Annotated in this window: 24 protein-coding genes, 1 pseudogene and 1 riboswitch; of the genes and pseudogenes, 14 read left to right on the top strand and 11 right to left on the bottom strand. The window is 65.4% G+C overall.

Annotated elements, in window-relative coordinates:
- Positions 1 to 88: 88 nt before the first annotated feature.
- Positions 89 to 2,017: a TonB-dependent receptor domain-containing protein gene (locus BBJ41_RS21230; protein WP_069748290.1), complete on the bottom strand. Its 1,929-nt coding sequence runs from the start codon at positions 2,015 to 2,017 to the stop codon at positions 89 to 91.
- Between the two features lie 339 nt (positions 2,018 to 2,356).
- Positions 2,357 to 2,549, bottom strand: a riboswitch (cobalamin riboswitch).
- A 109-nt stretch (positions 2,550 to 2,658) separates the two neighbouring features.
- Complete coding sequence (locus BBJ41_RS21225; protein WP_069748289.1) at positions 2,659 to 3,696, bottom strand: helix-turn-helix domain-containing protein; 1,038 nt, start codon at positions 3,694 to 3,696, stop codon at positions 2,659 to 2,661.
- A gap of 167 nt (positions 3,697 to 3,863) precedes the next feature.
- Between BBJ41_RS21225 and BBJ41_RS21220 the strand changes: the two genes are divergently transcribed.
- Genes BBJ41_RS21220 through BBJ41_RS21200 form a run of 5 tightly spaced genes read left to right on the top strand, consistent with a single transcriptional unit; the run spans position 3,864 to position 7,599 of the window.
- Positions 3,864 to 4,208, top strand: coding sequence for a hypothetical protein (locus BBJ41_RS21220; RefSeq protein ID WP_069748288.1), 345 nt, complete (start codon positions 3,864 to 3,866; stop codon positions 4,206 to 4,208).
- Positions 4,198 to 4,830 (top strand): Dabb family protein, encoded by a 633-nt coding sequence (locus BBJ41_RS21215; RefSeq protein ID WP_069748287.1) that lies wholly within the window; start codon positions 4,198 to 4,200, stop codon positions 4,828 to 4,830. The genes BBJ41_RS21220 and BBJ41_RS21215 overlap by 11 nt, the downstream gene beginning before the upstream one ends.
- A gap of 44 nt (positions 4,831 to 4,874) precedes the next feature.
- Positions 4,875 to 5,867 (top strand): NADP-dependent oxidoreductase, encoded by a 993-nt coding sequence (locus tag BBJ41_RS21210; RefSeq protein ID WP_069750303.1) that lies wholly within the window; start codon positions 4,875 to 4,877, stop codon positions 5,865 to 5,867.
- Positions 5,868 to 5,897: 30 nt separating this feature from the next.
- A complete protein-coding gene (locus BBJ41_RS21205; protein WP_069748286.1) occupies positions 5,898 to 6,773 on the top strand; it encodes an SDR family NAD(P)-dependent oxidoreductase in 876 nt (291 codons plus the stop codon).
- 1 nt (position 6,774) lies between these two features.
- Entirely contained in the window at positions 6,775 to 7,599 is an 825-nt protein-coding gene (locus tag BBJ41_RS21200) for an SDR family NAD(P)-dependent oxidoreductase (RefSeq protein WP_069748285.1), read from the top strand.
- Positions 7,600 to 7,640: 41 nt separating this feature from the next.
- Here BBJ41_RS21200 and BBJ41_RS21195 read toward each other — a convergent pair whose 3' ends face one another.
- From BBJ41_RS21195 to choX, 6 genes are all read right to left on the bottom strand, one after another.
- Positions 7,641 to 7,889 (bottom strand): hypothetical protein, encoded by a 249-nt coding sequence (locus tag BBJ41_RS21195; RefSeq protein WP_069748284.1) that lies wholly within the window; start codon positions 7,887 to 7,889, stop codon positions 7,641 to 7,643.
- Between the two features lie 119 nt (positions 7,890 to 8,008).
- On the bottom strand, positions 8,009 to 8,983 hold the full coding sequence (locus tag BBJ41_RS21190) for a threo-3-hydroxy-L-aspartate ammonia-lyase (protein ID WP_069748283.1): 975 nt from the start codon (positions 8,981 to 8,983) through the stop codon (positions 8,009 to 8,011).
- A gap of 51 nt (positions 8,984 to 9,034) precedes the next feature.
- Positions 9,035 to 9,673: a helix-turn-helix transcriptional regulator gene (locus BBJ41_RS21185; RefSeq protein WP_069748282.1), complete on the bottom strand. Its 639-nt coding sequence runs from the start codon at positions 9,671 to 9,673 to the stop codon at positions 9,035 to 9,037.
- A 62-nt stretch (positions 9,674 to 9,735) separates the two neighbouring features.
- Positions 9,736 to 10,251: a YbaK/prolyl-tRNA synthetase associated domain-containing protein gene (locus BBJ41_RS21180; protein WP_069748281.1), complete on the bottom strand. Its 516-nt coding sequence runs from the start codon at positions 10,249 to 10,251 to the stop codon at positions 9,736 to 9,738.
- A 306-nt stretch (positions 10,252 to 10,557) separates the two neighbouring features.
- Positions 10,558 to 11,931, bottom strand: a complete 1,374-nt coding sequence (locus BBJ41_RS21175; RefSeq protein ID WP_069748280.1) for an amidase — start codon at positions 11,929 to 11,931, stop codon at positions 10,558 to 10,560.
- A gap of 108 nt (positions 11,932 to 12,039) precedes the next feature.
- Entirely contained in the window at positions 12,040 to 12,981 is a 942-nt protein-coding gene (choX, locus tag BBJ41_RS21170) for a choline ABC transporter substrate-binding protein (protein ID WP_069748279.1), read from the bottom strand.
- 481 nt (positions 12,982 to 13,462) lie between these two features.
- Here choX and betI point away from each other — a divergent pair, with 481 nt between their 5' ends.
- The 4 genes from betI (at position 13,463) to BBJ41_RS21160 (ending at position 17,576) form a co-directional block, all read left to right on the top strand.
- Positions 13,463 to 14,047 carry a transcriptional regulator BetI gene (betI, locus tag BBJ41_RS41225; protein ID WP_069748278.1) on the top strand — a complete coding sequence of 195 codons (585 nt, stop codon included), beginning with the start codon at positions 13,463 to 13,465 and terminating at the stop codon, positions 14,045 to 14,047.
- A 185-nt stretch (positions 14,048 to 14,232) separates the two neighbouring features.
- Complete coding sequence (locus tag BBJ41_RS42115; RefSeq protein WP_156814839.1) at positions 14,233 to 14,664, top strand: HpcH/HpaI aldolase/citrate lyase family protein; 432 nt, start codon at positions 14,233 to 14,235, stop codon at positions 14,662 to 14,664.
- Positions 14,665 to 14,671: 7 nt separating this feature from the next.
- Complete coding sequence (locus tag BBJ41_RS40530) at positions 14,672 to 15,274, top strand: MFS transporter (RefSeq protein WP_156814838.1); 603 nt, start codon at positions 14,672 to 14,674, stop codon at positions 15,272 to 15,274.
- Between the two features lie 583 nt (positions 15,275 to 15,857).
- Entirely contained in the window at positions 15,858 to 17,576 is a 1,719-nt protein-coding gene (locus BBJ41_RS21160) for a CocE/NonD family hydrolase (RefSeq protein WP_069748277.1), read from the top strand.
- 44 nt (positions 17,577 to 17,620) lie between these two features.
- Here the strand turns inward: BBJ41_RS21160 and BBJ41_RS42010 are convergent.
- The 3 genes and pseudogenes from BBJ41_RS42010 to BBJ41_RS21150 all read right to left on the bottom strand — a co-directional run.
- Positions 17,621 to 17,743: pseudogene (locus BBJ41_RS42010) on the bottom strand (2,4'-dihydroxyacetophenone dioxygenase family protein); the annotation flags it as partial.
- A 104-nt stretch (positions 17,744 to 17,847) separates the two neighbouring features.
- Entirely contained in the window at positions 17,848 to 18,564 is a 717-nt protein-coding gene (locus tag BBJ41_RS21155) for an EthD domain-containing protein (RefSeq protein WP_069748276.1), read from the bottom strand.
- A 50-nt stretch (positions 18,565 to 18,614) separates the two neighbouring features.
- Complete coding sequence (locus BBJ41_RS21150) at positions 18,615 to 19,109, bottom strand: nuclear transport factor 2 family protein (RefSeq protein WP_069748275.1); 495 nt, start codon at positions 19,107 to 19,109, stop codon at positions 18,615 to 18,617.
- Between the two features lie 209 nt (positions 19,110 to 19,318).
- Between BBJ41_RS21150 and BBJ41_RS21145 the strand changes: the two genes are divergently transcribed.
- The 5 genes from BBJ41_RS21145 (at position 19,319) to BBJ41_RS21125 (ending at position 24,763) form a co-directional block, all read left to right on the top strand.
- Positions 19,319 to 19,819: a nuclear transport factor 2 family protein gene (locus tag BBJ41_RS21145; RefSeq protein WP_069750302.1), complete on the top strand. Its 501-nt coding sequence runs from the start codon at positions 19,319 to 19,321 to the stop codon at positions 19,817 to 19,819.
- A 49-nt stretch (positions 19,820 to 19,868) separates the two neighbouring features.
- On the top strand, positions 19,869 to 20,735 hold the full coding sequence (locus BBJ41_RS21140) for an SDR family NAD(P)-dependent oxidoreductase (protein WP_069748274.1): 867 nt from the start codon (positions 19,869 to 19,871) through the stop codon (positions 20,733 to 20,735).
- Positions 20,736 to 20,744: 9 nt separating this feature from the next.
- Entirely contained in the window at positions 20,745 to 21,500 is a 756-nt protein-coding gene (locus BBJ41_RS21135; protein WP_069748273.1) for an SDR family NAD(P)-dependent oxidoreductase, read from the top strand.
- A gap of 92 nt (positions 21,501 to 21,592) precedes the next feature.
- Positions 21,593 to 22,369, top strand: a complete 777-nt coding sequence (locus BBJ41_RS21130) for a glucose 1-dehydrogenase (RefSeq protein ID WP_069748272.1) — start codon at positions 21,593 to 21,595, stop codon at positions 22,367 to 22,369.
- A gap of 528 nt (positions 22,370 to 22,897) precedes the next feature.
- The gene (locus BBJ41_RS21125; RefSeq protein ID WP_069748271.1) at positions 22,898 to 24,763 is read left to right on the top strand and encodes a phosphoenolpyruvate carboxykinase (GTP); all 1,866 of its coding nucleotides are present in this window, start codon (positions 22,898 to 22,900) and stop codon (positions 24,761 to 24,763) included.
- Positions 24,764 to 24,768 lie beyond the last annotated feature (5 nt).

The following is a 24,768-nucleotide window of genomic DNA, read 5'->3' as shown; positions in this document are numbered from 1 at the left end:
GTCAAAAAACTAATTCTATTAGTTTTTGTGGCAGTGTCAATGTCGTGTGCGTGCCGGTGGCTTCGCCATGCGTGGGTTTGCCGGGCCGTCAGAACGTATAGCTGACCTTGCCGAACGCGGTGCGTCCGAGCGTGTTGTAGCCGTACGCGGTCATGTACTGCCGCTCGAAGAGGTTCGACAGCGACGCCGACACCGTCAGGTGCGAATTGATCCGGTAGGCCGCGCGCAGGCTCACGGTCAGGTACGACGGCAGATACTGCGTATTGGCCGGATCGTCGAACGTCGAGCCGCCGTAGAGCAGCGACGCGCCCGTGCTCAGCGCGTGCAGGTGCAGTTCGTCCCACGTGTGATCGACGTTGAGGCTGACCGTCTGGCGCGGCCGGCGGTTGAGCCAGGTCTGGTTGGTCTCGTCCTGCGGATTCAGGATGCCGATCGCGAGGCTCACCGGCGTCGAGCGGCCGATCGTGCCCTTGTACGACAGGTCGATGCCGCGAATATGCGAACGGCCAATGTTCATCGGCGAGAACGTCGCGGGGTTGTACGCGATCAGGTTGTTGACCCGCGTGTCGTAGATCGCGGCGGAGAACGTGCCGTACGACGTATTCGCGTCGATCGCGGCCTCGACCGACGTGTTGCGTTCGGGGCTGAGGTTCGGATTGCCGTAGCCGGGGTAGTACAGGTCGTTGAACGTCGGCAGGCGGAACGCGTTGCCGTACGACACGCGCGCCGTGTAGACCGGCGTGATCGCCCACGACAGCGCGGCATTGCCGGTGTTCACCGACTGCCCGGCAATGATCTCGTGACGCCCCGCGAGGAACATCGTCACGCTGCCGAGCGTCGCCGACTGATGCAGCGAGAACGCGGAATCGTTGCGCGTCGGCACGCCGGCGGGAATGTCGAACGGCAGGAACGCCTGTTCGCGCGTGAAGTCGTAGGCCAGCTTCGTCTCGCCCGACAGCGGCAGGCCGAACAGGTGGAACCCGTGTTCCTGGTGGGTCAGCGACGTCGACGTGCTGATGCGCTGCGAATTGATCTGGTCGGTCGCAAGGGTCGGGTCGTTCGCGTAGATGAAGGCGCGGTCGTTCGAATAGCCGAACGACTGGGCGAACTGCGTGTCGGGCGTGATGTCGAGACGGAACGCGATGCCGGCCGTCAGTTGATGATCGAGCTGACGGTTCGCATAGCCGATGTTGTCGTAGGACAGATCGGACCGGTGATACAGCGCGAACGTCGAGATCGACCAGTTGTCGCGCGCGTAGCCGAGGCGCGCATCGAGATCCTGTGCGTGATACGGATTGCGGCCGGCTTCGTGCGCGTAGAAGAACGGGCGCGTCGCATCGATGCCGGCCGTGTTGTAGTCGTGCAGGCCGAGCGAGTAGGTGAGCCCGCCGAGCGCGGCCAGCGGCCCCGTCGACGGCACCGTGCCCGACGTGCGCAACTGCGTGTCGAAGGTCTTGTTCGACCCGCCGCCGAACGACACCGTGGTCTGGTTCGGTTGATTGCTGGCGCGGCGCGAGAAGAGCTGCACGACGCCGCCCATCGCATTGGCGCCGAACGACGCGGCGGCCGGCCCCGAGATCACTTCGACGCGCTCGAACGCTTCGGTCGGCAGATCGGCCCACGGCGCGATGCCGGTGGTCGACGAGCCGATCCGGATGCCGTCGATGAACACGGCGACCTGGCTGGCCGACGAGCCGCGGATGCTGACCGACGCGGACGAGCCGGGGCCGCCGTTCTGCGAGACGGTGACGCCCGGCAGCGTCGCGAGCGCCTGCGTGATGCTCGGGTCGCCGGGCGACAGCCGGTCGAGATCCTCGCGCGTGAGCACCTGCGTCGACGCATAACGACCGTCGAACGATTCGGGCAGGCGCCGCGTGTCGGTCACGCTGATCGTCGGCAGGTCGGCGCTTTCCGCGGGCCGGGCGGCCTGCGGGAGCGCGGTGTCGCCGGCAGCATGGGCGATCGGGGCAAGCAGCGCGCTGGCGGCGGACGTGGCAAGAAGGTAACGAATGTTCATGAGGCAGCGGGAATAAGCGTGTTGCGTGTACGGCGATCGTGAGCGAATCGGGGGCCGGGCCGGCCAGTTCCGGGCGGGCGTCATGGCGTGGCGGGACAAGGCGGCCGGCTGCCGGCGGTGTCGGTGCGGCGCATGCCGGGCGACGCAAGCGCCATAAACGGCCGCGCGGACGCGGGCTGGCCACGCATGCCGACGGCGTGTCGGTGCGACGCTTTCTGAGCGAAAGCGGATTCGGAAACGATGGACATCTGAAGGGTCCTGAGGTCGGGCCGTCCATGCAACGGGCGACCGCCAATGGCGGTGCTTGGCGCGCCGGGACACCCCGCCCGGTGCGGCTGCTTGGACCTCGGGTCGATGGCAGGTCTCCTGGCTCGCGGGTCGTCATTCGCGCCGGCCTTCCCGGTTTCCCAGTGGCACGCAGTGGCACGCATTCGCCGCTCACAGTTGCGGGGGCAGCCGCAGATTCGAGGCGCTGCCTCTCCTGCGTTCCCTTTTGATCCCGTCTCCGGGAACCATCAGCGCGCAAGCGTAATGGCGCGGGCTCCGGCGCGTCAATTGTCCGGTTGCGCAGGGATGCGAAAAAACGTCATTGCCCGGCGGAAACTTTCCAAACCCTTTCTTTCATGCGCCGGCGCCGCGTTTCATGTCTGACGAAACACCGGGATCGACGGCGGGGGATCGCGCCTGAACCGGCTCGGCGCGACACCCGTCCAGCGCACGAACGCACGCCGGAACGCTTCCTCGCCGCCGAACCCGAGATGTGCGGCCACGCGTGCGACCGGCCAGTCCGTGTCGCGCAGGCATCGTCGCGCGGCGTCGGCCACGCATTGCTCGCGCAACGCGTGATAACCGCTGCCTTCCGCCGCGAGCCGCCGCCGCAGCGTCGCCTCGCTGACGCCGAGCCACGCGGCCAGCTCCACGAGCGCCGGCAGCGCCTGTGCGTGCGCGAGCGCCGCATCGAGAAAGCCGCGCACCTGCTGCGTCCACGACACGACGGCTGGCGCCGCATCGATCAGACGAAACGGGAAATCGACGAGGAACGCGTCGAGTTCGGCCGGCTGGCGGATCACGCGGCATTCGAGCCGCGCCGCATCGAACGCGAAGCCGTAGGTTTTCCGGCCGACGTCGACCGGCGCGTTGAACAGACCGAGCAGCGGCACCGCGTCGTCGCGGCGCGGATGGCCGAGCCACACGTCGATTGGCCGCAGCGGCTGCCCGATCAGCCAGCCGAACAGTTGCAGATAGCAGAACAGGCCCGTCAGGTCGACGAGGCACGCGGCCGGGCTGCGCGTGCGGCGCAGCGAGTCCATCCGGAACGTCGCGCGTCCGTCGCGCACCGCGAGCGACAGCATGCCGGCGCGTGGCGTCAGCATGTCGCAGAAGTCGCGCGCGCAGCGGATCGCGTCGGCGAGCGTCGCGCAGCTCAGCAGGCAGCGGCACATCAGGTCGACTTCCTGCTTGCGCATCGGCGGGTGGCCGTCGCCGCGCGCGACCTGCGCTTCGAGCCGCTCGATCGCGTCGCGGTAGAGCGCAACGAAACCGCCGGCCGTCGGCGCATCGTGCGGCGCCTGCGTATCGCGTCCGGCCGGCGCCGCGCCGCTGCGCGTGAGTTCGCTCAGCAGGCGCGCGCCGAAACCCGGCAGGACGCGGCCGTTTTGGGGCATTGCGCGCGGTTTCATGTTGTCTCCCGTTCTGATCGTTGCGACAGGGGCCGGTGAGCGGGCCGGTAGGGGTGTGCGAACCGTCGCCACGCAAGAATGCTATCGACGCCGGCCGCCTTCGGCCTCGCCGGAACGGCGTAGGCCGGCAACGCATCCCGCCATGAACGACCACGGACGACACGCGAATGATCCAGATCGTAGATGAAATCACGCTCGCTCCCGAGCGCATTCCCGACGTGCTCGCGCTGCTGCGCGACCGCTACTTGCCGGGCCATGCGGCGCGCGGGCTGACGGCGGCCGGCCGCTGGGTGTCGCCGCCGGTCGCGGTGCCGGGGCAGCCGAGCACGCTGTGGCTGACCTGGCACGTCGACGATGCGCCGTCCTATTACCGGATGCGCGCGCTGACCGATGGCGACGTGGTCGCGTTCTGGATGGCGGTCGACGGGCTGTGCGACGCGCGCCGACGCCATGTGATGACGGACGCCGACGCGCCGTTGCCTGCCCTGAAGGAGGCCGGCCATGCGGCATGACACGGCGCAGGTATTCGTTTCGGTGGATCGCGATGCGCATGCGATCGAACATGCATTGTGCGAGGCCGCGCGTGCGCTGCCCGGCGCGAGACGTGTGACGCTCGCGCGCAATCAGGAAGGTAGCTGGGGCGCGGGCGACTACACGCTCGACGTGTTGCGCGATGCGCCCGTGGTCGATCCTGCCACGGATTTCGCCACGCTGGCTCGGCTGCCGGGCATCGCACGCATCGACGGCGCCGTTTGTCGCCCGATCGGCGGCGGCCTGCGCGAACCCGGGTTGCACGACGGCGTGTGGCGCACGCTGATGCTGCGCACGCGGCCGCAGGCCAGCGAAACGCAAGTCGCCGCGCTCGAAAGCGAGTTGCTGCAGATGCCCGCATTCATGCCCGGCATCCGCAACTGGCGACTGAGCCGGATCGAGACGCCGGGTGCCTGGACGCACGTGTGGCAGCAGGAATTCGCGCACGTCGGCGATCTGCTCGGCGAATACCTGATGCATCCGTATCACTGGGGCTGGGTCGACCGCCGGTTCGACGCCGAAAGCCCCGACTGGACGGTCGACGCGATCTCGCATGCGTTCTGTCCGCTCGCATCGAGCCTGCTGGCCGATACGGCGACGTGACGCACGGCGCGCACCCCACCCACAAAAAAACTGGAGACACGAAGATGCGAGCCCTTTTGATCGACCGCGTCGGCCATTCCGACGCATTGCGGCTGGCCGACGTTTCGGCGCCGAAGCCGGGCCCCGGCGACGTGCTGATCCGCGTCGCGTATGCGGGCGTCAATCCCGCCGACTGGAAATGCCGGGAAGGTTATCTCGGCGCGTTCATGCAGTACACGTTTCCGTTCGTGATCGGTTTCGATGCGGCGGGCGTGGTCGAGGCGGTCGGCGACGGCGTCGACGGTTTCGCGCCCGGCATGCGCGTGTTCGCGCAGACCGATGTCGGCGCGGGGCGCTGGGGCGCGTATGCCGAATACGTCGCGGTGCGCCACGACTCGGTCGTGCGGCTGCCCGACGCGGTGAGCTTCGCGGAAGCGGCGGCCACGCCGACGCCCGCGCTGGCCGCGTGGGCCGGCCTGTTCGACGACGGCGGGCTGCGCGCCGGGCAGACCGTGCTGGTGCACGGCGGCGCGGGCGCGGTCGGCACGTTCGCGATCCAGCTCGCGGCCCAGGCCGGCGCGCGCGTCGCGGCGACGTGTTCGGCGCGCAATCTCGACACGGTCGAATCGTTGGGTGCGGAGGCCGCCATCGACTATCGCGCACCGGACATCGCCGCTGCGGTGCATGCCTGGGCGCCCGGCGGCGTCGATCTCGTGCTCGACGCGGTCGGCGGCGACACGCTGCCCGGCGCGCTCGACCTGCTCGCGCCGGGCGGCACGCTCGTGAACATCATGACGCTCGCGGCCGGCGATGCCGAGCGGCTGGCCGCGACGGGCGCCGACGCCGCGCGGCGCGGGCTGCGCACCGCGATGACCTACAGCCGGATGCCGAGCGGCCACACGCTCGCATCGATTGCCGAACGGCTCGGCCGGCGCGAGTTGCGCGTGCCGCGTTTCGACAGTTTCCCGCTCGAACAGGCGGCCCGGGCGCTCGATCTCGTTCAAACGGGCGAGGCGAAAACCAAGCTCGTGCTGCACGTTGCGGATATCGCGGGCTGAACGGCTCGCATCAAAATTTCTGGAGACATCATGACCGACACCCGAACCGCGATCCTCGCGGGCAAGTGCGCACTCGTGACCGGCGCGAGCCGCGGCATCGGCCGCGCGATCGCGCAGCGCCTCGCATCCGAAGGCGCGACCGTCGTCGTCACCGCACGCAGCCTCACGCAATCGGCCGGCACCGCCGGCACGCTCGCCGAAACGGTTGCACTGATCGAACAGGCCGGCGGCCGGGCCATCGCGCTCGCGGCCGACCTGTCGAACGCGGCCGAGCGCGACGCACTCGTCGGGCGCGCGGCCGACGCGGCCGGCGGCCTCGACATCCTCGTGAACAATGCAGGCGTGGCCGATTACGCGTGCGTCGACGCGATGCCGATGACGATGTTCGACACGACGATCGAACACTATCTGCGCATTCCGTTCGCGCTGGCCCAGGCCGCGATCCCGCTGATGCGCGCGCGCGGCGCCGGCTGGATCGTGAACGTCGGCTCGGTGACGGCGCTGGCGCCGCTGCGGCCGTTCGATGATTTCTCGCGCGCGGGCGGCGCGACCGTCTATGCGGCGGTGAAGGCCGCGCTGTCGCGCTTCACGCAGGGGCTCGCGGCCGAACTCGAAGCCGACGGCATCGCGGTGAATCTCGTCGCGCCGAGCACGGCGATCCGCACGCCGGGCGCGGCGCGCTACATCCCCGAAGGCTATCCGACCGAGGACGTCGCGTATCTCGCCGAAACCGCGCTCGCGCTGTGCAGCCTGCCGGCGCGCGAACGCACGGGCCTCGTCACGCACAGCCTGCATTTCCCGCTCGCACAGCGCCTTGCCGTGCGTTCGCTCGACGGCCGCACGCCGCTGCCGCCGCCGGTGATCCCCGACTACGCACATCCCCACATCGACCCGACAGGATTCTGATATGACGAAATCGATTCGCTTCGACGGCGGCACCGCCGTGATTACCGGCGCGGCCAGCGGCATCGGCAGCGGGCTCGCGCGCCACGCGGCCGCGCTCGGCATGCGCGTCGTGCTGGCCGATCTCGACCCGGCGAAGCTCGACGCGTTCGCCGCAACGCTCGATACCGACGTGCTGTGCGTGCCGACCGACGTGAGCCGGCCGGAAGCCGTCGACGCGCTCGCGGAAGCCGCATGGCAACGCTTCGGCGGCGTCGACCTGCTGTTCAACAATGCGGGCGTGATGGCGACCGGCTTCAGCTGGGAAATCACGCCGGAGCGCTTCGAGCGCAGCTTCGCGATCAACGTGCACGGCGTGCTGAACGGGATTCGCAGCTTCGTGCCGCGCATGCTCGAGCGCAACGTGCCGGCGCGCGTCGTGAACACCGCATCGGTCGGTGGGTTCCTGCCGAGCCCGCTGATGTCGCCTTATTCGGCGACCAAATTCGCGGTCGTCGCGCTGACCGAATCGCTGTACGGCGAACTGAAGATGCTCGGCGCGCCGGTGGGCGTGTCGCTGCTCGCGCCGGGGCCCGTGCAGTCGGGCATCTTCAACGATCCGTTCGGCGCTGCGCACGACCGGCCCGAAGTGCGCGGCTTCGTCGACACGATGCGCTCGATGCTGAACGCGCACGGGCTCACGCCCGACGCGTTCGCCGAGCGTGTGTTCGACGGCATCCGCGAAGGGCGTTACTGGCTGATTCCGCAACCGGAGACGATCGACGGCGCGCTGCAGCGGCGCACCGACGACATCCTCGCCGCGCGCGATCCGTCGCTGCCGTCGTTCTGACGATGACGGCCGGTCGCGGCAGCCGCGACCGGCGCGCGTCGTTACATGTGCGTGCCGGCGTGCGTGCGGCCGCTCGGGTCGCCGCCGCGATCGGGCGGCGTATTGTTCTGATCGATCTTCGCGAGCACGAAGCCGGCGGCCGGCAATGCGGCAGGCGAACGGTGGGTGGCCTGCGCGACGGCGTCGCGCGGCGATGCGGCGGGAAAACCGGATGACGTAACGCCCGGTTGAGCGAACGCCGAAAGGGAAGCGGCCGCCAGGGCGGCGGCGACGATCGCGTGCGTGTTCATGGTGGCTCCTTCACGACTGACTGCGGGACAACGTAATCAGTCTAGGGCGCGAAACTTAACGCGACGTGAAGGCGCGAAGGCGCGCGGATGACGGAATGTTTCCGCGCGCGCCGCGACGCTCAGGCGGATGCCGACACCAGCGCGCAGAAGTTCTCCAGATCGACGTTGCCGCCGCTGATGACGATGCCGACGCGCTTGCCTTGCAGCTCGTCTTTCATGCGCCGCACGGCGGCGAACGACAGGCAGCCGGTCGGCTCGACGACAATCTTCATACGGGTCGCGAAGAAGCGCATGCAGTCGACCAGTTCCGCGTCCGTCGCGGTCAGGATGTCGTCGACGTCGCGGCGGATGATCGGGAACGTCAGGTTGCCGAGATGCTGCGTCTGCGCGCCGTCGGCGATCGTGCGCGGCGTGTCGATATGCACGATCGCGCCCGAGCGGAACGATTGCTGGCCGTCGTTGCCGGCTTCCGGCTCGACGCCGTACAGCTTCGCATTCGGCGACAGCGCGCGCGTGGCGAGCGCCGTGCCCGACAGCAGCCCGCCGCCGCCGAGCGGCGTGAATACCGCGTCGAGCGGCCCGACTTCGTCGAACAGTTCCTTGGCCGCCGTGCCCTGGCCGGCGATCACGTCCGCGTGGTCGTAGGGCGGGATCAGCGTGAGCCCGTGCTGCGCCGCGAGATCGCGACCGATCTGCTCGCGGTCCTCGGTGTAGCGATCGTAGGTCACGACCTTGCCGCCATAGCCGCGCGTCGCTTCCATCTTCGCAGCCGGCGCGTCCTGCGGCATCACGATCGTCGCCGGAATGCCGAGGATGCGCGCCGACAGCGCGATCGCCTGCGCATGGTTGCCGGACGAGAATGCGACGACGCCGTTGCGGCGCTGCTCCGCATTGAAGCGCGACAGCGCGTTGAACGCGCCGCGGAACTTGAACGCGCCCATGCGCTGCAGGTTCTCGCACTTGAAGAACACCTGCGCGCCGAGCGCTTCGTCGATCGTGCGCGACGTCATCACCGGCGTGCGGTGCGCGTGGCCTTCGAGCCGGGCCGCGGCGGCGGCGACGTCGTCGTACGTGGGGAGAGTCGGAGAGTTCATGGTGGCTCGAGAGTCGAAAAGGTCAGTCAACGGGAAAGCAGGGCGCCTGCATCATTTCGCATCGTTGTACACGGTCGCGCGCGATACGCCGAGATGCTGCGACACGATCTCCATCGCACGGCGCACTTCGAGAAAGCCGTCGGCTTTCAGCGTCTGCATCAGCTCGCGGCGCTGGTCGGTTTTGAGCTCGCGCGGCGTCGTCGCGAGGCGCGTCGCGAACGCGTCGATGCGTTGACGGATCGCGTCCGCGCCGGCCGGGTCGAGCGTGTCGACGACGGCTTCGCCGTCCGTGCTGCAGAACCGGTTCAGCATGCCCTGGAAGCCGCGGAACAGCGTGATGTCGGCATTCAGGCACAGCGCGGCCACGTAGCGCCCGTTTGAATCCTTGACGCCGATCGACGTGCTTTTCGCGGTGCGGCCGTCGGCGAAGCGATTCGCGTAGTTCGCGATCACCTGCGGGAAATCGTCGTCCGCGATGCGCGCGAGGCCGAGTTCCGTCGCGGGATCGCCGATCGCGCGTCCGGACAGGTTGTTGTGGATCGCGAGGATCGCATGCTCCGGCGTGCGAAGGTCGTGAACCACGACCTCGGTGAACGGCGCGAACATCTCGCCGAGCCCTTCGGCGATGCGCTGCACCTGTTCGATCAGCGACGCCTGCTCGGACAGTGCTTTCTTTCGGGGCGTGGTCATGGTGTGGTCGCGTTCGGTGAGGCTGGCGGATTTGGGGGCGATGTGGCGGCGTGCGGGTGCGGTCATCCGGCGAGCACGTCGCCGTCGGCCGCTTCGGGCCGCGTGATGTCGGCCAGCAGCGGACGCGCGATCCGCACGTAGTCGGCCGAATCGAGCACGACCGAGCGGTCGAGGCGGCCCGCGTTGAATGCGATTTCGTCGTTGCGCTCGACCAAAACGGGATCGACGACGAGCGTCACGTTGCCGTCGAACACGAACGGCGGCACGGCGCCCATCACGCAGCGCGTGACGGTGGCGGCGACGTCGGGCGGCGCGAGCGTCGCCTTGCGGCGGCCGACGGCATCGGCGACTTTGCGGAAATCGATCTTCAGGTGGCCGGGGATCACGGCGAGCGCGGTGGTGTCGCCGCCGTCCTTGAACGTGCAGAGCATCGCCTTCGCGCCCTGTTCCGGGCGCGTGCCGCGGATCGCGGCGATCACGTCGGATTTGCCTTCGGCCGGGTGCTCCAGCACGCGGAAGCGTGCACCGGAGGTGGTCAGCAGGTCGCACAGCACGTCGAAAACGGGGTGGTCGCTCATGGTGTTCCGGGGAAGGCCGAGAGGTTACGGTTTGCACGCGATCAAGTGCTGCGGCGTGCCGGTCGATGGATTGTCCAATTGTAGACGTTTTGTCGTGATCGTGGCAAAAACGCGTGTCGCCGCAGAGCGGCGACCGTTGTCACGGGAAAGGCGGGGAAGGAACGATGCTTCGCGGGATGGGGGGAGCGCGGAGGTAACGGTCGGCGTTCGGGCAGTTTCAGACGTTCAACCGCCGGAGTGTCGAGTCAGCCGAACGCCTTGTCGACGTTGTCAGTGGTCGGTGGTGTTGCGTTGATTGACGAAGCGTCACCTCCAGCCGACGATTGCCTCGATCTGGGCGGCAAGTTGCAACAGTAACGCGTCCTCACCCGGCTTCGCCGCAATTTGTACGCCCACCGGTAGTCCGTCGGCCGTCTTGAACGTCGGGCATGACGCGGCCGGCTGGCCGCAGAGGTTCGCTGGAATGGAGAATGGCGCGAATCGGTAGCCGGTTTCTCCCCAGCTTTCGATGTTCGGGAAACGATTGAAGGACAACGTTCCGACTGGCGCGGGGTCTTGTGAAAGTGTCGGCGTCAGCAAGATATCGATATCGCCGAGCGACGCAAGATATTCGTCGACGTATGCGCGGCGGCAAATCTGCGCACGCTGATATCCGTCGACACCGCCCTGACGTGCTTTTTCCAGAAGATGCCACGTCAATTGCTCGAGATCGTTGTCCTCCGGTTGCTTGCCGATCTCGCGCGCACGCTCGTCGACAAGATCCAGGATGTCGTAAATCCAGAGCATGTCGAACCATTCGGCCGACGCCGTGGCAGCCGGATACCGATACTCGGTGATCGCGTGTCCGGCATCCTCGAGCGCACGCGCGACCTGTTCGACAGCGCTGACCTGATTGGCTCCCGCCATCTCTCCGGATGGCGCGCGCTTGCCGATTCCGATCCTGAGTTTTCGGAGCGGTCGCGACAAGGCTGCAAGATAGCTGTCGCCACGAGCAGTTGCTGCGGTGATATCCAGCGAGGCCGCGCTGTCTCTCACGCTCCTCGTGACGACGTGGTCGGAATTCAATCCTCCGGCAATTTCCGCGAAGTACGGCCCGACGGGATTGAGGCCGGCAGTCGGCTTGAATCCGAATACGCCACAGCAGGACGCAGGGATCCGGATCGAGCCGCCGAGATCGGTTGCATGTGCGACGGGTACCATGCCTGAAGCCACCGCTGCCGCTGCGCCACCACTGCTTCCTCCCACGGTCACAGCGGGATTGGCGGGGTTGCGCGTCACGCCATAGGCGCGGGGCTCGGTCACGAATTCGGCCGCGAATTCAGGCGTATTCGTCTTGCCGAGGATCGTCAATCCCGCCGCTCTCCAGCGTTCGACCATGACACTGTCCGGACGCGGCGCCGCTTGACGAAAATAAGACGAACCAAAAGTAGTCGGCATGTCGCGCGAATAAAGATTCACGTCTTTCAGAAGAAACGGCACGCCATATAGCGGGCTTGCACCTGTTTCGGCTGCATTCGAAATCGCGTCATGGTTCTTCATGATGACGGCGTTGATCGACGGATTCTTTTCCTCGATCCGCGCTATTGCGGCTTGCGCAACTTCTGCCGCACTTACCTCTCCCTTGATTATCAAGGTGGCAAGTCCAATTCCATCTTCACGCAGGTATTCGTCGGCATTCATGGTGCTGTCAGGTCCACTTTCAGTAAGCGATGATTGAAATTTTCGACAACAGGAAAATTCTTCGTAGCGCCGCTACGTAGAAAATCGCGATGGATGGCTGCTCGGGTTTCAGTGCTTCAAATACGCGTCGACAGCAGGTGCCGCAGGCTTGCCGTCGAAAGTCGTGACGCCGGCCAACCACTGCGCCAGCACTTCCGGATGATTCTTCAGCCAGTTCTTCGCGACCACCATCGGGTCCTCTTTCTTGACGATACCCGCCATGACGGTGTCTTCCATTGCAGTCGTGAACTTGAGGTTGTCGAGCAGCGCCGCGACGTTCGGGCAGCGTGCCTGATAGCCGTTCGCGACCACCGTATAGACTTCGGCCGCGCCGTAATTCGGACCGAATTGCTTGTCGCCACCCGACAGGTATCGAATCTTGTACATCAGGTTCATCGGATGCGGCTCCCACCCAAGAAATACGATCCATTCCTGACGAGCGATTGCGCGATCGATCGACACCAGCATCCCGGCTTCGCTGGATTCCACCAGCTTGATGTCGCCCAGCTGATGTTCATTTGCCTTGATCATTTTCTGAATGGAGACATTGGCGTCGTCACCCGGTTCGATTCCGTAGATGCGCCCTCCGATTTTGTCCTTGAATTTCGCAATATCGTCGAAACTCCGCAACCCCGCGTCGTACACGTAACTCGGAACGGCCAGCGTGAATTTCGCCCCGATCAGGTTGGGTTTCGGTAGCCGCGTGACGGATTTCGAGTCGAGATAGGGTTTTGCATTCTGGTCTTGGGACGGTACCCAGTCGCCGAGATAAATATCGATGTCCTTGCGTTTCAGGCCCGCCCACGCAAGAGGAATCGACAGCGTGACATCGGTGGGTTGATAGCCGAGCCCGACGAGAACGTTTTTGGTCAGGGCCGTAGTCGATTCGAGATCCGCCCAGCCGATCTTCGCGAAACGCGGCGAGATACAGGTCATGGGCTCCTGCGCCTGGGCGGCAAACGACAGGACGGCTGCGAAGACGCAACCGGCACGAAAAAGAGGCTTCACCATCGGGGACTCCAGAGGGATCGCAATCCGGGCAAACGGATCGTGGTTGAGGGATGTCAGCAAGCCAGCCGCTTCGGATTTCGGGGCGTTGGTCGAATATACAATAAATTGGACGGTCATCCAAAATCCGTGTTTACGCGGAGCCGGGGCTAGGTGTTGCTGCGTTGGCAGGCATCGGGGAAGGGGGAGGAGAAGCCGGTCGCGAGGGCGCGTGGCTGTCCGCGTCAGTCAGTGTCGACACGGATTCGACATGCATCCGAGGGCAAGACGGGGGGCGTGCAGCAGATCCGGCGACGCTCGATCGGCGGAGCCTGGATGCCTGATCGGCGCGACTGGACCGCACCGGCTTCGACCAGCGAAACGCGTTCGCGCCAGCGACCCGCGGCCCTTTGTGGTTGCCCGTAGGCAAAAGGTATACTTCGCCGATCGAACAGCGCGACGACGAGAAGGTCGCTCAACTCGGATCAACTTCAAACGAACCGCAATGCCTAGCAAGTCGATAAGAGACATCCGCCGTGCGGATCTGATGGAGGCCGCCTATCTGACGATGCAGGAGCACGGTCTCTCCGGTATTACGACGGCTCGTGTGGCTGAGCGGGCTGGTCTGTCGAACGGTCTCGTCCACCATTACTTCAAAAACAAGAATGAACTGATCGAGAGCGCGATCCGGTTTTCGACCGCCGAGCAGAAGGCCGATGTGCTCGGTTGCATCGCCGGCGCGCGGACGCCAATCGAGAGAATATGGGCGATCATCGAAGGCAATTTTTCGGAACGCGGTTACACACGGCCGATCGCTCAGGGTTGGGTGTCATTCTGTGGCGACGCCTGCTTCAATCCTCGATTCCTGCGCATCCAGAAAATCGTTCATCGAAGAATGGACGACAACCTGCTATTCAGTTTGAAAGCGCTGTTGCCCGAAGATCGCGCACGTGCGATTGCGCTGGATATCAGCGTGATGATCGACGGGTTCTGGATGCGCCTCGCTTTGCAGGGCACCCCCGATCGAGCCGAGGCGCTCGATCACATGCGGCTCTACCTCGATAGGGTACTTGCAGCGGTCGAATCCTGATTCGCCATCTTTCGAATGAAAGACCGGCCGGGCCGCTGAATCGATCGACTGCAAGATGCCGGGACAGTCGGCAGAGCCCAAAGCGACTTCGGTCCGCCGCGCGCAAGCCGGCCGGCAGCAAGCGGCGCAGCGGCTCGCCGAGGGCGCGTGGATCAGGTCGTCGCTGCGGCGAGCGAGCCGCTTGATTGCTTGAGAGGGCGCCGGCCCCGGACATCTCGCCTGGACTGGTCGGCAAGACGGTCACTCGTCCTGCGCAGATCGAACCGATCAACGATGCGTTTCGCGTCAGCGCAAACGATCTCGACTGCGCCCGGGTGATCGTGAAGGCGCGCGCCCCGCCGTGTTCAAGTCCGACGGCGCAATGTGCGAGCCGGCGACGCGTTATCGCCGGGCATCCGGCATCATTGATCGTGCGAAGTGGTACGGCGTTCGGAGCCGCAACGGCGGTGCCGGCAACGCCGCACGCGCGATCGCATGTCATGCCGTTGTTTCGTCCTGGATTGTTCGCCAAACAGAATTTCACCATGAGGTTCATAGGCCCCCTCGTCTGCACGGTTGGCACGAGCGCTGTGCCATTTCCGCTACCTCTGCAGATGCACCCGGGATTCGGCGGCTAGCCGTGTCATGCCGGGTTGGTCATGGCAGTCGACAAAACGCCGGGTCAAGCCGGCGATCGATCGTGTCGATCATGCACCGCTCCTGAAAATCAATGCGCTGATTCTCTGCACGGCGATCTTCCGGTTCGCATTCATCTCGCTTGGTACGCCGCTTCTCGCTGATTGCGCATTGCTGGCGGTACCCGGCGCAGCCGATTCCATGCCGTTTGCTGCGATGGGCGGCGTTGTGCTGAAAGACCCGCCCGGTCAGGATGCCAATAGCGGAAACAGCCTGTTCTCGATGGCGCAGATGCCGGAGATCGGTCTCGGCATATCGGCCGGTGGCGATTTCGCATGCTTGATCGCTGGGCAGTCAGACTGCTACCCGGTTCGGAATGCAGATGAGTTTCATGCTCGCTGGAGCGGTGCGATTGAGTCTGATTTCGTACTCGCAAGATGGAAGGGAAGCCTTTCATGGAGCAAGCATCCGGGCACGGAGGAGGATTTCAATCGAAAAGGTTGTCCGGGGTGTGAGCGGCGGGCGATGGAATGTGCTGCCGGCGGTGTGGCGAAAAAACGCAGAATTGCAATAACCGTGTTCAGATTTGGTTTAGCGATTTATAACCATTAATTCAATATCTGTATTCATGTTGAATGACGGCCATTCATCGTTTCGTGCCGATTGAAAGTCGACGCGCGGTGGCAGCGGAAGGGCGCGGCGTGCCCTGGGTGTTTGACCCCCCCCGGTGTTGACGATCGGTGTCGAATGCGTGTCGCTGTACGGTCCGGCGTGGGCATTTCGCGAGATTGAAAGCGCCAATCTCGCACTTGAGCGCCTCTGGTCGATGCTTTACGGATGAGTGGCGCCAGCTCGGCGCGTTGATTTTGTTTATTTAACGGATTCGTTCGAGATCTTTTTTGGAGGCTTCATGTCCAGAAAGTCGATAGTTAATGAAAAATTTATAACCGATTTTGGTGAAAATAATTCTTCATGAAGTGATCGTGGAAAGCAAAATTTAGACGTTGGTTTGAATTAAAAAAATTATAAAAAGTGATGGTGCTATATGACACTTTAATTTAGACGATGTGCTCTAAATGGGGTTGCTGTATTGACAGTAAATTAGCAGTGCGTGCTAACTATATGGGCATTTAGGTGGATGTCACTGCCCGAATGACGGGGTGTTGTGCTTTACTTTTATTGCCAAGGGGATTTTATGAATATTCTGCGTTCGATCGCCGGCCTCGGTTTGGCGCTGGCGGCGTCCTTGTCTCATGCCGCGATTGCGTGCCGACCGGCGACGCCGGCTGAAGCCGCGATCTATACCACGACGTCCGCGTTTCCCGGGGTGGTTTCGCCGAAAGACGGCACGTGCTGGGTCAACAATCTCGTCGTGACGATGCCGGACGGTACGAAGCTGACCGCGAATGCCGCGCTGCCAAAAATCGTCAGCGCGGATCAGAAGTTTCCGGGCATCGTCATGATCGCCAGTTGGGCCACGCCGGATTTCATTGAGTATCGCGGCCAGCAGCAACGCCTCGCGCAAGACGGCTACATCGTCCTGAGCTATACGGCCCGCGGCTTCTACCTGTCGGGCGGACAGGTTGGCGTGGCGAGTCCGCAGGACGTGCAGGACGTCTCTTCGGTCGTGGACTGGGTGATCGCCAATACGCAGGCGGACGCTGACCGGCTGGCCGTCAGCGGCATCTCCTACGGTGCGGGTATGTCGTTGCTGGCGCTGGCTCATGACCCACGGCTGAAGACGGCGGTGGCTTTTTCGGGGTGGGGCGATCTGGTCGACCAGCTGTATCAGGGGGACTCCCCGAACGCGACGTGGTCGGCCCTTCTGTTCCTGTCGGGAAAGGTGACGGGGCGTCTCGATCCGATCGTGGACCAGTACATCAAAGCGCTGCTCGATCCGAACACATCCGAAGCCAAGGTCAACGAGATCCGCGCATGGACCAAGGTCCGTTCGCCTTCGTCCTATATCGACGCCATCAACCGGCGCGGCGCGCCGGTGTTCATCAGCAAGAATTTTCAGGACGACATGTTCACGCCGAATTCGTCGATGAAGATGTTTGCGGCACTCACCGGCCCCAAAAAGCTGCTGCTGAACCCCGGTGTTCATGCACAGGCGGAAGTCGGCGGCGCGTTGTTCGGCGTACCGAACTATCCGTACGATCAGGCGCACCGCTGGTTCGACCGCTGGCTGAAGGGCGTACAGAACGGCGTGGATACCGAGCCGAAGGTCTCGATGCAGGTCAAGTTCACCGATACGAGGGATGTGTTCGACACGTGGCCGGCCAGTAACGTCAGTACGCAGACGCTGTACGTCGGGCCGCGCGGCCCGATCCGCTGGGATTCGAGCTGCTTGTGTACGAAAGGCACCGCGGGCGGCCTGCTTGGCGCGCCGAACCGGACGCCGGGCTCCGACCTGATCCAGAATCTCTTCGACACCACTGCGACGAGCGGCCCCATTCCGGTAGTGTCGACCTTCGGCGAAAGCGTGGGGGCGCCCGTGGTGAACGCGTTGTCGACGGTGAACCTTGCGGCAGGCGTGCGCTATGAAGGCGCGTCGCTCCGGTCGCCGATGCGCCTGCGCGGCATTCCGACGCTGAATCTTCGCGTGACGCCGTCGCAGGCGCGTGCCCAGGTGGTCGCGTATCTGTACGACGTCGATGCACTCGGCGTCGGTACGCTGATTACGCATGGCACGCGCTCGCTGCACCGGGCCACACCGGGGGCGACGATCGATTTTCCGATCGAGTTTTCAGGGACGGCCTATGACGTGCCGGCCGGCCATCATATCGGTATCGTGCTGGATACCTTCGACAGCCTGTACGGGCAGCCGGTCAATCCGGGCGAACGCTTCGGTGTGAAGTTCGAGTTCGATCCGGCCAGACAGTCGACGCTGGCGTTGCCGGTACGACTTTGAGGGTGGCGACGGTTGCTTGAACGGCGACGATGCCGTAGCGCTCGTCGCATGACGGGCGGCGCTGCGGCGTCGGGTGCCGTGCGCGCATGCTTGCGCTGCAGCGGCAGCGCGACGCGGCAGTTTTCCCGCGCAGTTTCGCAGCCGTCGTCGTCGATCATCCCGAGGTCTATCGGGACATGAATTCACCGGACCCGAAGCCACATCTTTACGGCGAGGGTACTTTCGTCGGGGGTATGACGATTGATCGCGCCAGGCTCGGCGCGATCGCAACTTACCCCCGCACCGCCTTCACCACATACTGACTCGTCGGCACGACATCGATCTTGTCGAAATCGATGAACCGCCCGCAGCTATCCATCATCTCCGCCACGTTCCGCTGAAACTTCTCGTCATCGCCGACCGCATCGAAGAACGCATGCGGATCGGTCATCGCGGCAGCCGGAAAGCATTCCTCGACGATCGCGTCGTAACCCGGCGCCGCATGCGTGAGTGCGCGCACGACGACGTTCTGCACATACAGAAAATTATCCTGCGTATCGATCGCAACCCGCGTGTGATGCCCGTGCCACACGTCGAGCCACGCCTCGTGCGTGAGGCGCGGCGGCCGCTTCAGGAACGCGAGTTGCGAAAAGCCGGCCGTGCGCTCGCCCGCCCGCGCGGGGAAGCGCGTGTTCGGAATCGGCTGCGATTCGGTGACGAGATACGCGGCCATGTGCGGCACGACCGCCCGTACCGCTTCATCGAACGGCTTTCGAAACATCGTGTTCGCGCTGTCGACCCACACCGCGACGATCCCGTCGATGCCCGGGTGCGTGTTGGTCTGTTTCAGGCCGGCGGCCGGCGCGACGTCGGCGTCGGCAATGTTCACCTGCACGCCGTGCGCGCCGAGCGACAGCAGCGTGTCGGCGAGCTGCGCACGCACCGTGCGGCTCCATTGATCGGGTGCGGCCTGCGCGTCGCGCCACAACACGTAAATGACTTTCTCCATTGCTCCGGCTCCAGGGGGAATGACGGGATCGGCGGCGCTGCCGCCGGGGTTCAGGAAGCGGTGACGGCCGCGCCCGTCGCGAACCGGTTCGCGGTCAGCGTGAACGACGGCGGGATCGGCGACGTGACGGTTTCGAACAACCGCTCGTGACGCGTCGCGTGAATGCGCCACACGCCATCGCGCTTCACGTACTGATCGTCGTAGAACGCGGTGCCGTGCAGCAGGTAGTTCTCCTCGAGATTGATCGCGTGATCCTCGAGAAACCACACGCCGCACGCGTGATCGGCGGACACCAGCGTGAGTTCCGGGTGATGCCCGTGATGCATCGTCAGGAAGGTCGGCTTGCCGATCAGCGCGCGCAGGCTCGACACGAACGCGTCGCGGCCGTCGTACGCGTACTCGCCGCCATTGAGCCGGACCTCGCAGTCCTCGGTCAGGCAATCCAAGAGCAGCGACCAGTCGTGCGTGTCCACCGCGCGGAAATACCGGTATTTCAACTGCCGGATCTGCTCGTATTCGTAAAGCGTGCGGGTCGTGTCGTCCATCGCCGTGTCTCGTGGTGGTGTCGTTCGATGGTAGGAACGAATCGGCCTGCATCACATCGTCTGTTCGGACGAAAACCGTTTGCACATGCGGCCGGCGTCGAGATGAATCGCCGGCTTAATCCGAACGGGTGATGGCCGGCCCGTCGCGCGGCGGTAAGGTGGGATCGACGCGGCGTCCGAACCGCGCCGGCACCCAACAAGGAGACGGGATGACCCTCATCGAATCGCTGGAAACGCGCGTGCGCAGGCTCGAGGATGCCGATGCGATCCGCCGGCTGAAGGCGCGCTATTTCACGTGCTGCGACCGCAAGGACCCGCAGGGGATGCGCGACTGCTTCGCGCCCGGCGCCGTGCGCATCGATTACGGCCGGATCGGCACGTTCGATACGTGCGACGCGCTCGTCGACGTGTTCGAGCGGCTCGGCTGCCATCCGCACATCGTCGAGATGCACCACGGCGTGAACCCCGATATCACCGTGATCGACGACACGCATGCGCGCGGCACTTGGGGCCTGCATTACCAGATGATCGACACGAACGCGCGCACGCTCACGCAGCTCGGCGCGTATTACGACGACGAATACCGGAAGGTCGACGGCGAATGGAAGATCACGGGCACGCGCTGCGTCGTCACGTCGACGCTGTCGGCCCGCTACGAAGGCGATGCGCCGGGCGTGCTGTTCGCCGGCGCGCAGCCGCCGGCTGCCTGAGCACGCAATCGCCACGCGCGTGGCGAACATTCCACAGGAGACATCGAATATGACACAGAACCACGATGCGCCGGTCGCCGTCGTGACGGGCGCATCGCGCGGCGCGGGCAAGGGCATCGCGCGCGCGCTCGGCGCGGCCGGCATGACCGTCTACGTGACGGGCCGCTCGCAGAACGAAGGCGATGCGCCGCTGCCCGGCACGATCCACGAAACCGCGCGCGAGATCGACGCGCTCGGCGGCCGCGGAATCGCGGTGGTGTGCGATCACGCGGACGACGCGCAGGTGAAGGCGCTGTTCGAGCGCGTCGAACGCGAAAGCGGGCGGCTCGACATCCTCGTCAACAACGCAACCTACCTGCACGACCAGCTGATCCTGCCGGGCCCGTTCTGGGAGAAGTCGCTCGACCTCGTGAACATTCTCGACGTCGGGCTGCGTTCGGCCTACGTCGCGAGCTGGCACGCGGCGCCGCTGATGGCGAAACGCCGCAGCGGGCTGATCGCGTTCACGTCGTCGTTCGGCGCGAGCTGCTACATGCACGGCGCGGCTTACGGCGCGCAGAAATCCGGCGTCGACAAGTTCGCGAAGGACATGGCCGTCGACCTGAAGCCGTTCGACGTCGCGGCCGTGTCGATCTGGATGGGCCCGCTGCGCACCGAGCGCACGACGCGCGTGTGGGACGAGCATCCCGATCTGTACAAGGAGTTCTCGCTCGTCGCGGAAAGCCCGGAGTTCACGGGCCGCGTGATTCACGCGATCCACGGCGATCCGCAGCGCATGGCGCTGTCGGGACACGTGCTCGTCGGCGCCGAAGCGGCGCTGCAGTACGGCATCGCCGATCTCGACGGCAAGCAGCCGCCGTCGTACCGCGAACTGCTCGGCGGGCCCGTGCAGGCGCATCCGGCGATCGTCGCTTAAGGAGCGCACATGGGCATCCTGAAAGGCAAGGTCGCGCTCGTGACGGGCGCGGGGCAGGGCGTCGGCCAGGGCGTCGCGCATGCGCTCGCGGCCGAAGGCGCGCATGTCGCGGTGGTCGGGCGCACGCGCGACAAGCTGCTCGCGACCTGCGACGCGATCCGCGCGCGCGGCGGTGTGGCCGAGCCGTTCGTGTGCGACGTGATGGACGCTGCGCAGATCGCGCAGTGCGTCGACGCCGTGGTCGAGCGGTTGGGCGGCGTGCAGATCCTGATCAACAACGCGCAGGTCGTGCCGCTCGGCCGCCTGCTCGACGTGACCGACGCCGATTTTCTTGCGGGGCTCGAATCGGGGCCGATCGCGACGCTGCGGATGATGCGCGCGTGTCATCCGCATCTGAAGGGTGACGGCGTGATCGTCAATTTCGCGTCGTCGGCCGCGGTGCGCTGGGATGCGTCGGGTTACGGCGCATACGCGGCGACCAAGGAGGCGATTCGCGCGCTGACCCGTGCGGCCGCGTGCGAATGGGGCACGGACGGCATCCGCGTGAATGCGGTCGCGCCGCATGCGTTGTCGCCGGGCCTGAAGGGCTGGGTCGATGCGAACCCGCAGGAAGCCGCCGCGTTCTTCCGCACGATCCCGCTCGGCCGCGTCGGCGACTGCGAGCAGGACATCGGGCGCGCGATCGTTTTTCTCGCGAGCCGCGACGCGGCGTACCTGACGGGCGCGACGCTGCCGCTCGACGGCGGGCAGGCGTATTGGGGATGACGGCGCGCGGCGCTTGCCGCATCGCCGGATACGAGGCCGGCCCGCACGCACGCGCGTGATGGCCGGCGAACAGGAATCGAAGAGAGGACGACATGGGTCGACTGGAAGGGAAAGTAGCGATCGTCACGGGCGGCGCGCGCGGAATGGGCGCGGCGACGTGCAGGCTGTTCGTCGAAGAAGGTGCGCGCGTCGTGATCGGCGACGTGCTCGACGCGGAAGGCGAAGCGCTCGCGCGCGAACTCGGCGATGCGGCGCGTTTCATGCGGCTCGACGTCGCCGACGAAGCGAGCTGGGTGCGCGTGACCGAAGCGACCGTCGAGCAGTTCGGCCGCATCGACGTGCTGGTCAACAACGCGGCCGTGCTGACGTTCGGCGGCATCACCGAGTTGTCGAAACGCGATTTCGAGCGCGCGGTGTCGATCAACCTCGTCGGCACGTTCGTCGGCATCCGTACGATCGCGCCGCGCATGATCGCGCAGAAGAGCGGGTCGATCGTCAACATTTCGTCGGTGGACGGGCTGCGCGGCGTGAACGCGCTTGCGGCCTACGTATCGAGCAAATGGGGCGTGCGCGGGCTGACGAAGGTCGCCGCGCTCGAACTCGGCCACCAGGGCGTGCGCGTGAATTCGATCCATCCGGGCGGCGTGAACACCGTGATGTCGAACCCGACCGGCGCGCCGCTCGAGGAAATCAACAAGCACTATGCGAACGTGCCGCTGCAGCGCGTCGGCCTGCCCGACGAGATCGCGCGCGCGACGCTGTTCCTCGCGAGCGACGAAGCGTCGTATTGCAACGGCGCCGAACTGGCCGTCGACGGCGGGATGGCGGCGGGCGCGTATTACCCCGGATTGCCGGGTGCGCCGTTTTGAGCAGGGGGTGCGTACCGGGCGTGCTGGCAGGATGTTTGTGTACGCAACCTAATTCAGGGTTTGCCTGAGTAGCGAAAACGCGGATTCGCCGGGCGCGCATGCGCGTTTCTCATGCGCGCAGCGAACGCCCGGGAATTCCCGCGCTCGCGGAACCCTTGCCGGGCGGCCGTCCCGGCTGTTTCGTCCCCGACTGCGATCGCCGCGACGCAGTCAGCATGACTTGCCGGCAACGCATGTGCCCGCAGGTCGTCACAGTTGTTTCTTGTTGCAACGCAACGCCCGCCCAATATCGGCGATGGTATGCTGGCCGGCATGGAAGTTGTAAGGCAGGTTGCATGCATGGCGAAACTAGCGTTCGCATCTTCTAACGAGACATCACATCCTCTCGCCCGCATCGCGGCATCGACACGCGCCCAGTTCGCGTGCTCCGCGTTGCGCGTTGCTGCGTCCTGCGCTTCGATCGCATTCCTCATCTGGCGGGTTCACCCCGCAACCCCCATCCCCGCCCAATAATCCGGAGACATCCCCATGTCGCAAAACAATCTGGCCGAAGCAACACACGGCCCGCTGATCGCTCCACCGGCGTTCGTCAAACATCGCAAGCTGATCGACTGGGTGTCGCGCATCGCGGCGCTCACGGAGCCCGAGCGTATCGTGTGGTGCGACGGTTCGCAGGAAGAAAACGACGCGCTGTGCCAGGCGATGGTCGACCAGGGCACGCTCACGCGCCTGAACCCGGCGAAGCGCCCGAACTCGTATCTCGCGCAATCCGATCCGTCGGACGTCGCGCGCGTCGAGGATCGCACGTTCATCTGCTCGGCTTCGCGCGACGACGTTGGCCCGACCAACAACTGGATCGCGCCCGCCGAAATGCGCGAGACGCTGAACGGGCTGTTCCGCGGCTCGATGCGCGGCCGCACGCTGTACGTCGTGCCGTTCTCGATGGGCCCGCTCGGCTCGCCGATCGCACACGTCGGCGTCGAACTGTCCGACAGCCCGTACGTTGCCGTGAACATGCGGATCATGACGCGCATGGGGCGCGACGTGTACGACGTGCTCGGCGAAGACGGCGAGTTCGTGCCGTGCGTGCACAGCGTCGGCCACCCGCTCGAAGCGGGGCAGAAAGACGTGCCGTGGCCGTGCAATCCGGTCAAGTACATCGTGCATTTCCCCGAAACGCGCGAGATCTGGAGCTTCGGCTCGGGCTACGGCGGCAATGCGCTGCTCGGCAAGAAGTGCTTCGCGCTGCGCATCGCATCGACGATGGGCCGCGACCAGGGCTGGCTCGCCGAGCACATGCTGATCCTCGGCGTGACGTCGCCGGCCGGCAAGAAATATCATGTCGCGGCCGCGTTCCCGTCCGCGTGCGGCAAGACCAACTTCGCGATGCTGATTCCGCCGCAAGGCTTCGACGGCTGGAAGATCACGACGATCGGCGACGACATCGCGTGGCTGAAGCCCGGCCGTGACGGCCGGCTTTACGCGATCAACCCCGAGGCCGGCTTCTTCGGCGTCGCGCCGGGTACCGGCGTGAAGACCAATCCGAACGCGATCTCCACGCTGACGGAAAACGTGATCTTCACGAACGTCGCGCTGACGGAAGACGGCGACGTGTGGTGGGAAGGGCTGACCGACACGCCGCCCGCGAAGCTGACCGACTGGCAAGGCAACCCGTGGACGCCGGAAATCGGCAAGGAAACGGGCCGCAAGGCTGCGCATCCGAATTCGCGCTTCACGGCTCCGGCCGCGCAGTGCCCGTCGATCGATGCGGACTGGGAGAACCCGGCCGGCGTGCCGATCGATGCGTTCATCTTCGGCGGCCGCCGTTCGACGACCGTGCCGCTCGTGACCGAGGCGCGCGACTGGGTCGAAGGCGTGTACATGGCCGCGACGATGGGCTCGGAGACGACCGCCGCGGCGGTCGGCCAGCAGGGCATCGTGCGCCGCGACCCGTTCGCGATGCTGCCGTTCTGCGGCTACAACGTGAGCGATTATTTCGCGCACTGGCTCAAACTCGGCAAGCAGCTCGAGAGCACGGGCGCCGCGTTGCCGAAGATCTACTGCGTGAACTGGTTCCGCAAGGACGCGAATGGCAAGTTCGTGTGGCCGGGCTTCGGCGAGAACATGCGCGTGCTGAAGTGGATGCTCGACCGTCTCGAAGGCACCGGCGGCGGCGGCGAGCATGCGTTCGGCGTGTCGCCCGCCTATGAAGACCTGCACTGGGACGGGCTCGATTTCACGCGTGAGCAGTTCGACGCGGTGACGTCGATGAACGCGGACGAATGGCGCGAGGAGCTGAAGCTGCACGCGGCATTGTTCGATACGCTGAAGCTGCGGTTGCCGGTTGAAATGACCGACACGATGAAGAAGATCGAGCAGCGTATCGGCAACTGACGATC

The organism is Burkholderia stabilis, from assembly GCF_001742165.1.
GTDB classification, from domain to species: domain Bacteria; phylum Pseudomonadota; class Gammaproteobacteria; order Burkholderiales; family Burkholderiaceae; genus Burkholderia; species Burkholderia stabilis.
The sequence above is the reverse complement of the archived record's forward strand: the minus strand, read 5'-3'. Positions and strand labels throughout refer to the sequence as shown.

Bases quoted from the DNA above. Each gene is read 5' to 3' on its own strand.
- BBJ41_RS21230 (WP_069748290.1), bottom strand. From the start codon at position 2,017: ATGAACATTCGTTACCTTCTTGCCACGTCCGCCGCCAGCGCGCTGCTT.
- BBJ41_RS21225 (WP_069748289.1), bottom strand. From the start codon at position 3,696: ATGAAACCGCGCGCAATGCCCCAAAACGGCCGCGTCCTGCCGGGTTTC.
- BBJ41_RS21220 (WP_069748288.1), top strand. From the start codon at position 3,864: ATGATCCAGATCGTAGATGAAATCACGCTCGCTCCCGAGCGCATTCCC.
- BBJ41_RS21215 (WP_069748287.1), top strand. From the start codon at position 4,198: ATGCGGCATGACACGGCGCAGGTATTCGTTTCGGTGGATCGCGATGCG.
- BBJ41_RS21210 (WP_069750303.1), top strand. From the start codon at position 4,875: ATGCGAGCCCTTTTGATCGACCGCGTCGGCCATTCCGACGCATTGCGG.
- BBJ41_RS21205 (WP_069748286.1), top strand. From the start codon at position 5,898: ATGACCGACACCCGAACCGCGATCCTCGCGGGCAAGTGCGCACTCGTG.
- BBJ41_RS21200 (WP_069748285.1), top strand. From the start codon at position 6,775: ATGACGAAATCGATTCGCTTCGACGGCGGCACCGCCGTGATTACCGGC.
- BBJ41_RS21195 (WP_069748284.1), bottom strand. From the start codon at position 7,889: ATGAACACGCACGCGATCGTCGCCGCCGCCCTGGCGGCCGCTTCCCTT.
- BBJ41_RS21190 (WP_069748283.1), bottom strand. From the start codon at position 8,983: ATGAACTCTCCGACTCTCCCCACGTACGACGACGTCGCCGCCGCCGCG.
- BBJ41_RS21185 (WP_069748282.1), bottom strand. From the start codon at position 9,673: ATGACCACGCCCCGAAAGAAAGCACTGTCCGAGCAGGCGTCGCTGATC.
- BBJ41_RS21180 (WP_069748281.1), bottom strand. From the start codon at position 10,251: ATGAGCGACCACCCCGTTTTCGACGTGCTGTGCGACCTGCTGACCACC.
- BBJ41_RS21175 (WP_069748280.1), bottom strand. From the start codon at position 11,931: ATGAATGCCGACGAATACCTGCGTGAAGATGGAATTGGACTTGCCACC.
- choX (WP_069748279.1), bottom strand. From the start codon at position 12,981: ATGGTGAAGCCTCTTTTTCGTGCCGGTTGCGTCTTCGCAGCCGTCCTG.
- betI (WP_069748278.1), top strand. From the start codon at position 13,463: ATGCCTAGCAAGTCGATAAGAGACATCCGCCGTGCGGATCTGATGGAG.
- BBJ41_RS40530 (WP_156814838.1), top strand. From the start codon at position 14,672: ATGCCGGGTTGGTCATGGCAGTCGACAAAACGCCGGGTCAAGCCGGCG.
- BBJ41_RS21160 (WP_069748277.1), top strand. From the start codon at position 15,858: ATGAATATTCTGCGTTCGATCGCCGGCCTCGGTTTGGCGCTGGCGGCG.
- BBJ41_RS21155 (WP_069748276.1), bottom strand. From the start codon at position 18,564: ATGGAGAAAGTCATTTACGTGTTGTGGCGCGACGCGCAGGCCGCACCC.
- BBJ41_RS21150 (WP_069748275.1), bottom strand. From the start codon at position 19,109: ATGGACGACACGACCCGCACGCTTTACGAATACGAGCAGATCCGGCAG.
- BBJ41_RS21145 (WP_069750302.1), top strand. From the start codon at position 19,319: ATGACCCTCATCGAATCGCTGGAAACGCGCGTGCGCAGGCTCGAGGAT.
- BBJ41_RS21140 (WP_069748274.1), top strand. From the start codon at position 19,869: ATGACACAGAACCACGATGCGCCGGTCGCCGTCGTGACGGGCGCATCG.
- BBJ41_RS21135 (WP_069748273.1), top strand. From the start codon at position 20,745: ATGGGCATCCTGAAAGGCAAGGTCGCGCTCGTGACGGGCGCGGGGCAG.
- BBJ41_RS21130 (WP_069748272.1), top strand. From the start codon at position 21,593: ATGGGTCGACTGGAAGGGAAAGTAGCGATCGTCACGGGCGGCGCGCGC.
- BBJ41_RS21125 (WP_069748271.1), top strand. From the start codon at position 22,898: ATGTCGCAAAACAATCTGGCCGAAGCAACACACGGCCCGCTGATCGCT.